General features: G+C 66.9%; 11 protein-coding genes. 8 read left to right on the forward strand and 3 right to left on the reverse strand.

All coding sequences use genetic code 11. The annotated features are described in order from the left end of the window. The first annotated feature begins 6 nt into the window (after window positions 1-6). The 7 genes from pyrF to JS528_RS08555 all read left to right on the forward strand — a co-directional run bounded on the left by pyrF (window position 7) and on the right by JS528_RS08555 (window position 9,512). Window positions 7-954, forward strand: coding sequence for an orotidine-5'-phosphate decarboxylase (pyrF, locus tag JS528_RS08525; protein WP_214358643.1), 948 nt, complete (start codon window positions 7-9; stop codon window positions 952-954). 47 nt (window positions 955-1,001) lie between these two features. Next, window positions 1,002-1,832 carry a dihydroorotate dehydrogenase electron transfer subunit gene (locus JS528_RS08530; protein WP_214358644.1) on the forward strand — a complete coding sequence of 277 codons (831 nt, stop codon included), beginning with the start codon at window positions 1,002-1,004 and terminating at the stop codon, window positions 1,830-1,832. 2 nt (window positions 1,833-1,834) lie between these two features. Then, window positions 1,835-2,788, forward strand: a complete 954-nt coding sequence (locus JS528_RS08535; protein ID WP_240541419.1) for a dihydroorotate dehydrogenase — start codon at window positions 1,835-1,837, stop codon at window positions 2,786-2,788. 41 nt (window positions 2,789-2,829) lie between these two features. Next, window positions 2,830-3,531, forward strand: a complete 702-nt coding sequence (gene pyrE, locus JS528_RS08540; RefSeq protein ID WP_214358646.1) for an orotate phosphoribosyltransferase — start codon at window positions 2,830-2,832, stop codon at window positions 3,529-3,531. Window positions 3,532-3,862: 331 nt separating this feature from the next. Beyond that, on the forward strand, window positions 3,863-4,642 hold the full coding sequence (locus JS528_RS08545; protein ID WP_214358647.1) for a TetR/AcrR family transcriptional regulator: 780 nt from the start codon (window positions 3,863-3,865) through the stop codon (window positions 4,640-4,642). Window positions 4,643-4,683: 41 nt separating this feature from the next. Beyond that, window positions 4,684-7,260, forward strand: a complete 2,577-nt coding sequence (locus JS528_RS08550; RefSeq protein WP_214358648.1) for a YhgE/Pip domain-containing protein — start codon at window positions 4,684-4,686, stop codon at window positions 7,258-7,260. Then, the gene (locus tag JS528_RS08555) at window positions 7,257-9,512 is read left to right on the forward strand and encodes a YhgE/Pip domain-containing protein (RefSeq protein WP_214358649.1); all 2,256 of its coding nucleotides are present in this window, start codon (window positions 7,257-7,259) and stop codon (window positions 9,510-9,512) included. Before JS528_RS08550 ends, JS528_RS08555 begins: the two co-directional genes overlap by 4 nt. A 294-nt stretch (window positions 9,513-9,806) precedes the next feature. Here JS528_RS08555 and JS528_RS08560 read toward each other — a convergent pair whose 3' ends face one another. From JS528_RS08560 to JS528_RS08570, 3 genes are all read right to left on the reverse strand, one after another. Further along, window positions 9,807-10,643 (reverse strand): PDDEXK family nuclease, encoded by an 837-nt coding sequence (locus tag JS528_RS08560; RefSeq protein ID WP_214358650.1) that lies wholly within the window; start codon window positions 10,641-10,643, stop codon window positions 9,807-9,809. 73 nt (window positions 10,644-10,716) lie between these two features. Continuing rightward, complete coding sequence (locus JS528_RS08565; RefSeq protein ID WP_214358651.1) at window positions 10,717-12,027, reverse strand: sensor histidine kinase; 1,311 nt, start codon at window positions 12,025-12,027, stop codon at window positions 10,717-10,719. A gap of 62 nt (window positions 12,028-12,089) precedes the next feature. After that, window positions 12,090-12,908: a response regulator transcription factor gene (locus JS528_RS08570; RefSeq protein ID WP_214358652.1), complete on the reverse strand. Its 819-nt coding sequence runs from the start codon at window positions 12,906-12,908 to the stop codon at window positions 12,090-12,092. Window positions 12,909-13,107: 199 nt separating this feature from the next. Between JS528_RS08570 and JS528_RS08575 the strand changes: the two genes are divergently transcribed. Beyond that, on the forward strand, window positions 13,108-13,296 hold the full coding sequence (locus tag JS528_RS08575; protein ID WP_214358653.1) for a hypothetical protein: 189 nt from the start codon (window positions 13,108-13,110) through the stop codon (window positions 13,294-13,296). The last annotated feature ends 12 nt before the right edge of the window (window positions 13,297-13,308 follow it).

Below are 13,308 nucleotides of genomic sequence, written 5' to 3' on the forward strand. Positions count from 1 at the left end.
AACATCATGGACCGTCTGATCGACGCGATCGAGGCGACGCAGAACCCCAGCGTCGTCGGACTCGACCCCACCGAGGCGCTGGTGCCGCCGCAGGTCGTCGCGAGCTTCGCCGAGGAGGTGCGCGACTCCGTCGACACCCCCGAGGAGGTGCCCGCCGCGCAGCTCGCCGTCGCCTTCTACGAATTCAACCGCACGATCATCGACGCGATCCGCGGCATCGTGCCCGCCGTCAAGCCGCAGATCGCGATGTACGAGGCGCTCGGCCCCGCCGGCGTCGACGTGTACACGATGACCTGCGAATACGCGGCGGCCCAGGGCCTGTACGTGCTCGCCGACGTCAAGCGCGGCGACATCGGCTCGACCGCCGCCGCCTACGCGCACATGCTCTCCGGCGTCGAGGGCCACGACCCGTGGCACGTGGACGCCGTGACCGTCAACCCGTACCTCGGCACCGACGGCATCACCCCGTTCGTCGACGCCGCCAAGGAGAGCGACAAGGACCTGTTCGTGCTGGTGCGCACCTCCAACCCGTCGTCGAGCGAACTGCAGATGCTCGACCTCGCCGACGGCTCCAAGGTGTACGAGCATGTCGCCGACCTCGTCGAGGGCTGGGGCGCCGACACCATCGGATCCCACGGCTACTCGCGCGTCGGCGCGGTCGTCGGCGCCACCCACCCCGAGGAAGGCAGGGCGCTGCGCGCGCGCATGCCGCACACCTTCTTCCTCGTGCCCGGCTACGGCGCGCAGGGCGGCACCGCCGCCGACGTGCGCGGCATGTTCGACCGGGACGGCTCCGGCGCCATCGTCAACTCCTCGCGCGGCATCATCGGCGCGTGGAAGAAAAACGGCGGCTACTCCAAGTCCATGTCCGCCGACGACGCGCTCGCCCTCGTCTTCGACACCGCGCGCGAGGCCGCCGTCGCCATGCGCGACGATCTGCGCGCCGTGCTGTGACCCGCGGCCGTGACGCCGCATCCCAATCCGTTCTTCGACCAAGGAGCATGATGACCGCCACCTTCACCCCGACCTACGACGTGGTGGACGAGGCCGTCGCGGCCGGATACTTCCCGCCGCGCCACCCCGCCCTGATCACCGCAGTCGAGAAGCTCGCCGACCGCGTGGTGCGCCTGACCTTCCGCGACCCCTATATCGCGAAGCACGCGCGCCCCGCCCAGTTCGTGAACCTGTTCACCGACGACCCCCTGATGCCGATGCCGCGCCCGTTCGGCGTGAGCGAGGTCCACGGTGACGAGGTGAGCGTGATCTTCGCGGTCGTCGGCAAGGGCACCGCCGGATTCGCGCGACTCGCCGCCGGCGACTCCATCGACGTGCTCGGCCCGCTCGGCCGCCCGTTCAGGACCAAGCAGGCCGCCCATTACGTGCTGGTGGCCGGCGGCCTCGGCGTGCCGCCGCTCATCTACGCCGCGCAGTGCCTCGCCGGCGACCCGGCGACCCGCACCACCGCCGTCTTCGGCTACCGCGACGAGCACTTCGCCGACCGCTTCGTCGAGCCGTTCGCCGACGCCGCGGTGAGCATCGACGAGTCCGAGGGCAACGTCATCACGCTGCTCGACCGTCTCGAGGCCTCCGGCGCGCTGCACGTCGAAGGGCTCGAGACCGTGATCCTCTCCTGCGGTCCGCTGCCGATGATGAAGGCCGTCGCCGCCTGGACCGCCAAGCGCGACCTCGCCTGCCAGCTGAGCATGGAGCAGCGCATGGGCTGCGGCTACGGCACCTGCGTGCTGTGCACCGTCGACACCGTCGACGGCCGTCTCAAGGTGTGCGCCGACGGACCGGTGTTCACCCGCGAACAGCTCGGATGGGGGGAGTGAACATGGCCGACGTCAACGACAAGCACATCAACCTGTATGAGGCGCACGAGTGGAAGCATCCCACCCAGGTGGCCGGCGTCACGTGGAAGAACCCGGTCGGCACCGCCTCCGGCACCTTCCAGTACGCGGCCGTGCGCTGGTTCTACGACGTGAGCCAGCTCGGCGCCGTCTCCACCAAGGGCTGCTCGCCGATTCCGTGGGAGGGTAACCCCTCGCCGCGCACCGCCGAGGGCCCCGCCTCCAACATCAACGCGGTCGGCCTGCAGAACCCGGGCGTCGACCACTACCTCGCCGACGACCTGCCCAAGCTCAAGAAGGCGGGCGCCACGGTCGTCGCCAACGTGGCCGGCCACAGCGACGACGACTACGCGGCCGTCGTCGCCAAACTCGCCGACTCCGACGCCGACATGCTCGAGATCAACGTGAGCTGTCCGAACGTGACGCACGGCGGCATGAGCGTGGGCACCGACCCGGTCGCCCTCGCCAAGCTCATGGACCGTCTGCGCCCGATGACCGACAAGCCGATGATCATCAAGCTCACACCGAACGTCACCGACATCACCGTGCCGGCGCGCGCGGCCGTCGAGCACGGCGCCGACGCGCTGAGCATGATCAACACCCTGCTCGGCATGCGCATCGACATCCGCACCGGCGAGCCGATCATCGCCAACGTCACCGGCGGCGTGTCCGGCCCAGCCGTGCTGCCGGTCGGCCTCGTGGCCGTGTACCGCACGCGCACCGCGCTGCCGGAGATCCCGATCATCGGCATCGGCGGCGTCGACTCCGGCGAGAAGGCGCTCGAATACCTGTACGCCGGCGCGAACGCTGTCGAGGTGGGCGCCGCCGCGCTGTTCGACCCGGTCGCGCCGCTGCGCGTCGCGCGCGAGCTCGACGACCTGCTCGACGATCGCCCGGAGCTCGCCGCCAAGCTCGCCGCGGGCGAGACCTGGCGCTGACCCACGTGCGTCGATCTCTGTGAAACCAAGGAAGGATTGATATGACTGACACCGCATCGCTCGACATCCGCTTCACGCAGTTCCTGCTCGAGGCCAAGGCCCTCAAATTCGGCGAGTTCACGCTGAAGTCCGGCCGCAAGTCCCCGTACTTCATCAACGCCGGCGCGTTCAACGACGGCACCAAGATCGCCACGCTCGGCGCGTTCTACGCCGAGAAGGTCGCCGCCGAGATCGAGGCCGGACGCCTGCCGAAGGACATCGACACCGTGTTCGGCCCGGCATACAAGGGCATCCCGCTGGCCGTGTCCACCGCCATCGCACTCACCTCCGCGCACGGCATGGAGATCGGCTACACCTTCGACCGCAAGGAGAAGAAGGACCACGGTGACGGCGGCATGATGGTCGGCACCCAGCTCAAGGACGGCATGAAGGTGCTGCTCGTCGACGACGTGATGACCGCCGGCACCGCCGTGCGCGAGGTCATCCCGAAGCTCAAGGCCGAGGCGGACGTCGAGGTCGTGGGCCTCGTGCTCTCCGTCGACCGCATGGAGAAGACCAAGGACTCCGACACCTCCGCCGTCAAGGCCGTCGAGGCCGAGTTCGGCTTCCCGGTGTTCGCCATCGCCAACGTGCGCGAGATCTTCGAGGCCGGACAGCACATCGAGACGGCCTCCGGCGAACCGTACGTGACCCCGGAGATCAAGGCCGCCGCCGACGCCTACCTCGAGCAGTACGGCGCCTGAGCCCCGAACGAAGCGTTTGCAATGACGCCCCGGCCCGGCTTCCGTCCGATCCGATTGACGCGACGGTGAGGATCGTCGTTCCGGACCGAAAACGCGCGAAACCCCAGCCCATTCGGCTGGGGTTTCGCGCGTTTTCGGGCCTTCGCGGGCCTTCCGGAACGGTTCCCGACTACTCTCTCCGACCGTCGACAATCTTCGACAGTAATATGGTTTATCGACACTTGTCGATGAATGTCTGCTATGATGTCGGCGACATGAGGAACACGTGCAGGCGTCGGCGGCCATCGCAAGCCGCCGCCCGCGCGGGACGGCAACGAATCGAGGCATCGGCATGACGGAATCGGACATTGCGACGGGCAACGGCGCAACCGTGGGGGATCGGGGCGGGAGATCCCAGAACGGACCGGCGGGCAAGCCCCTGGACAGGCGGTCGCGGCGCACGCAGACGCTGCTGCAAAGCGCACTGCTCAAGCTGCTGGAGACCAAGCCGCTCAACAGGATCTCGGTGCGTGAGCTCACCGAACTGGCGGACGTCAACAGGGCCACGTTCTACGTGCACTACACGGACATCTACGCCATCTTCGAGCAGATCAAACGCGAGCTCGTCGACTCGTACAAGGGCATCATCGCCCGCCATCGCGAGGAGATCCTCCGCGACGACTACGCGCCGCTCATCCGGGACATCTTCACGTTCGCCGCCACCGACGAGTCCACGTCCCTGTTGGTCGTCGGCAGGTCGGGCGACACGCTCTCCGGCGACCTCATCGCCGCGATCGGCGCGTACTGCAACGAACTCATCGACCCCATCGCCGCGGCGCACACGGATCGCGGGACGGACGGCCGGACCGCGGCGGCCGTGCGCGACTACCACTTCGCCTACCTCGCGGCCGGCGTCATCGGCGTGCTCAAGGAATGGTACCGACGCGGGCGCGTGGAGCCCGTCGACCTCGCCGCCGACATCGCGGCCGGCAACACGCACATGCTCGGGTTCGGCATGCTCGCCCGCAACATCGCCTCGGCGGAGGCGGGCGATGCCGTGGAGGCCGATTCCGACGCGGCCGCGGGTGCGGTCGCGGGCCCGGAACCGGATCGGGACGTGTCCGGTCGGTAACGGCCGGACGACACGAGAATCAGCAAGGAGACGGATAAGCAATGCACAACGTCCTGCGCGTCTTCATCCGCGACGTGAAGCGCATATGCGCGGTGCCCGCCGCCGTGGTCATCGTCCTGGCGTCCTCGGTGGTGCCCGGACTGTACTCGTGGTTCAACGTCGCGGCGAACCTCGACCCGTACGCGAACACCGGCAACGTGCCGATCGCTGTGGTCAACAACGACAGGGGAGCCTCGGTGAACGGCGCCGAACTCAACGTGGGCGACCAGACCGTGAAGGCTCTGAAAGGCAACCATGATCTGGGATGGAGCTTCGTCGACGAGACGGGCGCCCTCGACGGCGTGGAATCGGGCGAATACTACGCCGCCATCGTCATCCCCGAGGACTTCAGCGCGGACCTGACCAGCGTGCTGAACGGGAGATTCGTCCGCCCCGAACTCGCCTTCCACGTCAACGAGAAGGTCAACACGCTCGCGCCGCGCGTGACGCAGTCCGGCGCCAACGCCCTCGAACAGCAGATCAACGCATCGTTCGTCACCACCGTCAGCGCTACCGTCACGAAGACGCTCGCCAAGGAGGCGGGCAAGGCGAACGATTCGCTCGATTCGACGGCAAAGCAGTTAGACGTCAAACTCGATGAAGTCCGATCCAGCATCGCGTCGGCCCGGGCGAAGATCGTCGCCGCCCAATCCGCCATCAGGGAGTCGCGCGCGACCATGGCGCAGGCGCGCCGGACCCTCGCGGGACTTGCGGCCCGCGCCGACACGCTGTCGACGAGCATCGACGACACGGCGTCGTCCGTCGACACCGCCCGGACGGGGCTGACGACGTTCCAGCAGTCCATGAACGCGTCCGCGGCCCAGGCGAGGACCGGGTTCGGCGCGCTGTCCGGACGGATCGAGGGGGCGCAGTCCGGCATCGCCGGCGACGCCGAGGCAATCTCCGGCCGCGTCGACTCCTCGCTGTCCACGCTCGAGGCGGCGAACGACGCCCTGGGCGACGCGATCGACGCGATGGACGCCGATCCGCAGCTCGCCGGATCGGACGCCCTCGCGCAGGCGAAACGGCATCACGACGATCTCGCCGCGCACATCGACTCCATGCGGCGAATCAACGACGCGATCCCCGCCGCGATGCGGACCGCCGACGGGAAGCTCTCCGACTCGCTGGGCATGTTGGATGCCGGAACCGACGTGCTGTCCACCCTGTCCTCGAACACGTCGGCATCGATCGACCGGAACCTCGCCGGCGTCGCCACCGGACTCGTCGGCCTGTCCGGGACGGTGGGCGGCGCCGCGGCATCCCTGAGACAACTCGACTCCGGTCTCGTCCAGCTCGACGCGACCCTCGCCTCGGCATCCGACGTGATGGGGCGGACCGACGCGGCGCTCGGGAGGGTGAGCGCCTCGGTCGAACGCACGAAGGCCGACTTCGCCGTACTGCGCGCGGGCGAGGCATGGGCCGGCGTCAAGGGGCTCGCGAACGTGGACGCCGATCAGGTCTCCTCGTTCCTCGCCTCCCCGGTCGGCATGGAGAGCCGCGAATACTACCCGATGAAGAACTACGGCACCGCCATCGCCCCGTTCTTCACGAACCTCGCCTGCTGGGCGGGCGCGTTCGTGGCGCTCACCCTGATCAGGAACGACGCGGATTCGGACGGCATCGAGGGGCTCACCCCCAAGCAGGCGTTCCTCGGACGCTGGCTGCTGATCATGGCCGTCGCGGCGATCCAGTCGATCGTCATCGCCTCCGGCAACCTCCTCATCGGCATCCAATGCAACGTGCCGTGGGCGTACTACCTCGGCGCGATGGTGTGTTCGATGACCTACATCTCCATCGCGTACGGCCTGGTCATGATGTTCCGCCACATCGGCATGGCGCTGAGCGTGATCTTCCTGATCCTGCAGGTGCCGGGAGCGGGCGGCATGTACCCGATCGAGATGATGCCCCGCTTCTACCGGCTGCTGTACCCGTTCCTGCCGTTCACCTACGGCGTCGGGGCGCTGCGCGAGGCGATCGGCGGCTTCCACGGCATGGACTTCTGGATGCGGCTTACGCAGACCGCGGTCTTCGCCGTCGTGTTCCTGACGGCGGCCATGCTGTGCCGTCCCGCGCTCGCCAACCTCAACGACCTGTTCAACCGCGAACTGGCCGACACCGACCTCATCAACGTCCGACGGCTCGAGGTAGTCGGTTCCGAACGCAACGTCATGGTCACCGTGCGCAAGCTGCTCGCCGACCCCGACTGGGGAGCGGGCGTGCGCCGCCGGGCCGAGCGGTTCGAACGGCTGTACCCGCGTCTGATCCGATTCGGATTCCACCTCATCTGGCTCGTGCCCGTCATCTTCCTCGCGATCATGATGATCGTCGGACCGGGCATCGGATTCCTCGCGGCATGGCTGGCGCTGATCGTCGTGGTGGACATCGCGCTGATCGCCATCGAATACATCCACCATAACCTGCCTCGCCAGGCGCGCGACACCGAGATCGGGGCCGAGGGGCTGCTGCGGTCGGCCATGACCGCGGTCACGGCGGTGCTCGGCGGGGCGTCCGCCGGCACGTCCGCGGCGACGGCGACGACCGTCGAAACGACCGAAGGAAAGGAGACCGGACGATGAGGAACGTATGGACCATCCTCCGCAACGACATCCGGCGCATCCGCGGCAGCGTGATCGCGCTCATCATCGCCATCGGACTGGTGCTCATGCCGTCGTTCTACGCATGGTTCAACATCTACGCCAACTGGAACCCCTACGACAGCACCGGCGGCATGAAGGTCGCGGTCGTCAACTCGGACAAGGGGTACCGGGGCGACATGCTGCCGGCGACGGTCAACGTCGGCGACCAGGTCGCCAACGCCCTGCGGGCGAACGACAGCCTCGACTGGACGTTCGTAAGCGAATCCAAGGCCAGGGAGGGCGTCAAATCCGGCGAATACTACGCGGCCATCGTCATCCCGAAGGACTTCAGCGCGGACCTGTTCTCGCTGCTCGACGCCGGCGGGGCGTCCGACGACACGACCGCGGGATCATCGAAGACGTTGAAGGTGCGGAAGGCGAACCTCGTCTACTACTCCAATCCCAAGAAGAACCCCATCGGCTCCACCGTCACCAATCAGGGCGCCTCCACCGTGCGCCAACAAATCGGCGACACCCTCACCGCCTCCGTCGCGAAGGCCGCGGCCGGCACGCTCGACTCCGTGATGTCCTATCTCGACACGGATCACAGCTTACGGTCCATCACCGCATTGAGCGCCAATCTGCGGCGGGAGGCATCCGACCTCTCGGACGCGGCCGACCTCGCCTCGAACTATGCGGCGCTCGCCGACTCGGCGGCCTCGATGCTCGCCGCCTCCGCCAAGTCGATGGGCGAGGCGAAGGATTCGCTCGGCACCCGCGCCACCTCGACGAAAGACATCGCCGGCAAGCTCGGAAAAGCGTCCGCCGCGGCCGACAAGGCCAACGCGGGCATGTCCGACGGACTCGACGCCGCCGCGGACGCCTTCGACGCCGTCGGCGAGAACGCGGAGAGCGCCCTGGACAAACCCGCCGACGGCGCCGCGGACACCGCGGCCTCCCTGCGGGCGATCTCCACGAACCGCATCCGGCCGATGATCGACGCCCTGACGCAGTATCGCGGCACGTTGGTCTCCATCAGGGGCTCGCTGGACACGGCACCCGCGCAGGCGGCGATGGACCGCGCCATCGCCGACGTGGACCGCACCCTCAAACGGCTCGCCGACGCCGACGCGATGATCGACGCCGCCGCGGACAAGGCCGAAGACAAGGGACAATCGATCGCCGGCACGGGCAGGGACATCGCCGCGCAGGCCAAGGCCGGCGCGCAATCGATCCGCGATCTGAAACGCTCGTATCAGACCAACGTCGTCACCTCCATCACCGGCATCGCCGATTCGACCAAGCGGACCGGCACGGACGCGAAGGCGCTTCTCGACGAAGCCGTGGCCGCGCTCGCCGACGTGACGACGAGTGTCGGTGGCTCATCCTCCGGTTCCGGCGCGTCGGCCGGCATCCGCGAGGTGACGTCCAACATCGGCAAGGCGCATGACACGCTGCTCGAACAGTCACGGAAGCTCTCCTCCGCCGCCGACAGGATCGACGAGGCCATGGCCTCCGGAGGCGTCGACACGGTGCGCACGCTGTTCTCGCAGCCCACGGACACCATCGCCCTGGCCCTGTCCACGCCGGTGTCGATGAAGCGCGTCGCCGTGTACCCGATCGCGAACAACGGCTCGTCGATGACCCCGTTCTATACGCTGCTGGCCATCTGGGTGGGCTCCATGTTCCTCGGGATCATCCTCAAGACGAACGTGTCGGAGAACATCGCCGCCATGCTGGACCGTCCCAAGGCCTGGCAGCTGTATCTGGGGCGCGGGCTGACCTTCGTCGCGTTCTCGCTGGCGCAGACCACCGTGCTGGGGCTCGGCGATCTGCTCTACCTGCGTGCGCAGACGGTCGACCCGTTCCTGTTCATGCTGTGCCTGTGGTGGTCGTCGATCGTGTGTTCGACGTTCATCTACACGCTGGCGGCCGTGTTCGCCAACATCGGCAAGGCGGTGTGCGCGCTGCTCATGGTCTCGCAGATCGCCGGCATCGGCGGCACCTTCCCCGTCGAGATGCTCCCCGACGGGTTCCGTCAGCTCTACCCGTACCTGCCGTTCTCGCACGCGATCACCGCGCTGCGGGAGACGGTCGGCGGCTTCTACGGCGACGTCTACTGGGAGCAGATGGGGCGCATGGGCGTGTACCTCGTCGTCGCCCTGCTCATCGGATTCACGCTGTACGCGCCGGTGAGCCGTCTCATGGCGAGGAGCAACCGGATACTCTCCGGCACGCTCGCCCTGAACTGAGCGAATCGGTCGGGGCCGGCCCGGGCCTCGGCCGGATCCCGACCGGATGCCGGTCGGGTGGCTGCCGTCCAGGGGGCGTTACGGCACCGACATGGTGACGTGGAGATTCCGAAATCGGAGTCCGTGTGTCCGGCGCGCACTTCTTAGGCACTTTTTGTATTTCCTAGGCAGCTGCCCCCAAGCACTCAAGCATTCCGCGGCCCGCAACCCCCATAATTCCAAGAGGTTCGAGACTGCCCGATACCGGTACCTGCCTAGGAAACGCAAAAAGTGCCTACGAAATGACGCGAGAACCTATCTCGCGCCACGTCGGCGGCCGATTTCGCGTGCGATCATGGCCAGGAAGGCGTGCAGATTATCGTCGGTCGCCGTAGTCGTTCTGGTTGCGACGAAAGTGGTCATGCCTAGGGCGGTCAGGCGGTTTCTTTTGTTCAGATCGGTCTCCCACCGGTCCATCGTGTAGTGGTGTCTGCCGTCGTATTCGATGATGATGCCGTATTCCGGCAGCGCCATGTCCACGATGTACTCCTTGCCGAGTTCGTGGTCCATGATCGGCATGTTCACCGTCAGCTTGGGAATTCCATATTGCTCGGCGGCCAACCGAAGCAGGGATTCCTGAGGGGAGTCGGTGCCCTCGCGACTGTAGGAGAGCGCCTGTCGACACAATCTGACGCCGGGGAATCGTCCGAGACTCCGCACATGTCCCTCCAACTCGGCATGGGACATCACCCGTAGATCCGGATTGCGGCAGGTCAGCCAATCCATCGCGATGACCAGACTGGGCAGATCGGTGTACGCCGCCATCTGGCAGATGGCGTCCTCGGCGGGCATGCATTCCACCAGATCGTCGAGCAGGATGGGTGCCGTATCCTTCGACCAGAGATGGAATCGGACACCGCGTAGTCGTGAGAGTTTTCCGGGCGCCGTGACGCAGACGTGCAACCGGTCCGCGTCGAATCCGGGACGGGTATCCATCGATGCCGCCATGCCGTGAAGCCTCAAGGCCGTGGTGTGGCTGAAGCATAGTGATTGGGCGGTCCGCATGGCGATGCTCCGGCACTCGATGTGGGTCCGCTGTGCAAGCGCCGTCGCCTGTTCCAAGGTAAAGAATGTGCTGCGTGTGGTATCCATGTGCCCAAGCTAGTGATGGCGTGCGTCGATGCGCAACATGAGCGGGCGATGTGGATGAAACCCTCCCGCCGGTTCATGGTTCTTCCGCGCGTATGGGAAGCGTCGCGTGCAGAATCCAGATGCCATCCTCGGTCGAGGTGGTCAGGGTCCCGCCGAGCAGGGCGAGGGCTTCATGGTGCAGGGCGAGGCCTTTGCCGGATTCTCCGGGCGTGTGGTGGTCGGCGGATCGGTCCATCGTGTTCATCTGCGTGATGACGAGTGCATGATATCGAGTCGCCGGCGTTCCGTGTCCGCTGCCTGCGGCATCGCCTGTGTCGCCGCCGATGCCGGCGGCAGTGCGGACGCCGTCGGCTATGTTGCGGTCCGCGGTCGTATGAGGGCGGCTCCGAGGTTCCGGCTCGAGGCCGATGAGGATGGCGTAGTCCTCCGAGGGATCGCAGTGCCGGCGGATGTTCGCGAACAGTTCGGTGATGAGCCGTAACGTCTCATCGACCGTGTCGGGCGGAATGGAGACGCCATCCAGCTTCGATGCATCGTCCGTGACGATGGCCGACCCGTGATAGCCGAGCGTCGACAGCAACCGCTGTCCGTCCGCCACGGCGTCGTGCAGCTTCTCGGAAAAGCGATGGCCGTCTCGGTGATCGTCGCCGGGTGTGTGGCCGCCGCCGATCGCGCCCGTTCCGCCCGCGGCCGTCTCCGCATCGTCCTCCCCGCCGTCGGCGCGCAGGATGTCGATGACCTCGTGGGCTTTGGCGAACGCGTCATCCGTCTGTGCGATGACGTTGCGCCACACCTCGCGCAGATGCTCGTTGGAGGTCGATGCCAGCTCGGTGTGCGCCACCGTCGTCACGTACGACAGATCGTTGGTGAGACCATCGTGCAGATGGCTCGCCAACAAGGCGTCGCGGCGCAGCTGTGCCGCATGATCGCGCTCGCGGGCCAGCTCCGCGTCGCGTCGATCGGCATCGGCACGGGCGAAGGCGAGTCTGATCGCGAATCCGATGAGCATGAGCACCGCGAAGAGCAGTATCATCTGCGCGAACCGGGAGACGACTTCATCCGCATTGAGCCAGTACACATGGATGAGCTGCCAGGCGACGACGACGTTCGCGGCGGCGATGACGAAGAACAACGCCAGTGAATACCACGGCGACGATCGCGCGGCGACGATCGTGAACGCCGCCATCACCGTGACGATCGCGTCGAACCCGCTGAAATAGGCGTCGAACTGCGCCAGTGAAAACGTCAGGATGATGAGGGTGCACGCCACGCGCGGCCTGACGGGAATCAGCGGCGACAGCAGCAGCATGATCGCGAACACGATCTGGTCGGTGATGTACAGCCGTCCGTCGTCGCCCGCGAAGAGCGCCGTCTGCAGGACCATGAGGCATGCGACGAACGCCCACATCCAGCGATTGCCGTGAAGCGACCGTGACAGGTTCCGTATCATGCCGTGCGCCTTCCCATCCCGTTGGCCTCGACCCACATCGCCACCAGCTGCACCCGGTTGCGTGCGCCGGCCTTCGCACAGGCGCGTTTGAGATGCGTGTCCACCGTCGGCGCGGCCATGCCGAGTTCGGCGCCGATCTCGGTCGAGGTCATGCCGCGGCGGCACATGCCGATGATCGTGTTCTCGATGTCGGTGAGCCGCTCCAAACCTTGCGGGCCACTCGCCGCGAGACGTTCGAACGCGGCCTTGGGGGAGCCGAAGGTCACGGAGACGGTGGAGGATGTGGTGGGGGAGCGGCCGGTATCGGCGCCGGCACTGGCACGCGGACCGATGCCCCGTGCGGCACGGATGCGGCGGATTGCGGCGGCTATGCCCCGCGGATCGCGTTTGGCGACGATGCCCTGTGCACCGGCCTCGGCGGCGGCCCGCGCATACATATCCAGCGGGAACGAGGTCATCGCCAGCAGCGTCATGCGTCCGTCGCGCTCGCGGATCGTCCTGATGAGTGCGGGGCCGTCCATGCCCGGCATCGACATGTCGATAAGCATCACATCGGGAATCGCATCGGACCGGCCGGAACGAAGACGTCGCAGCGCCGCGGCCGCCGACTCCACGGACCACAGCACGTCGACGTTCGGCAGCACGGTTCTCAGGTAGTCGGCCAGCGCGGACAGAGCCAGCACGTCGTTGTCGACGATCGCCAGTGCGATAGGGCGGGCTGGCGCGGTCCCGTCAGCCGCGTGCGAGCTCTCCCGTCCGCATGCATCACTCGATCCGTCCGTACGATCGCGGAAGTCGGTGTATCGCTGGGTCATCCCTTTCCTCCTCCGGGCCGTCGGATTGCGGTTTCCCTCGACACCGAGTACACACCTTAGGCATGGGAGACGGAAACGGCCGTCATGATTCCATTACACCGGATTGCATCGTGCGAGCCTAGAATGGCAATGTGACGTGCGGTTCCTCCTGAGGGGAGAGCCGAGCCGATTCGGGGAAGGCAAGGGGAAGGAAGCCGACATGCTTGCGATTGCGGTGGTTGTGGGATTCGTCGCGGTGGTGGCGCTGTGCGCCGTGTTCGGAGTGCAGCATCATCTCGACGACAAGGCGGACAGACTGTCGCACGGCGACGAGGCCGACCGCGAATACGCGCGCGAGATGCGCGAGGTATCACGCAAGATGGACCGGGGCAGGTACTTCCCGTTCTGACGATTCGGTCGG

This window comes from Bifidobacterium santillanense, from assembly GCF_018555385.1.
Classification (GTDB): domain Bacteria; phylum Actinomycetota; class Actinomycetes; order Actinomycetales; family Bifidobacteriaceae; genus Bifidobacterium; species Bifidobacterium santillanense.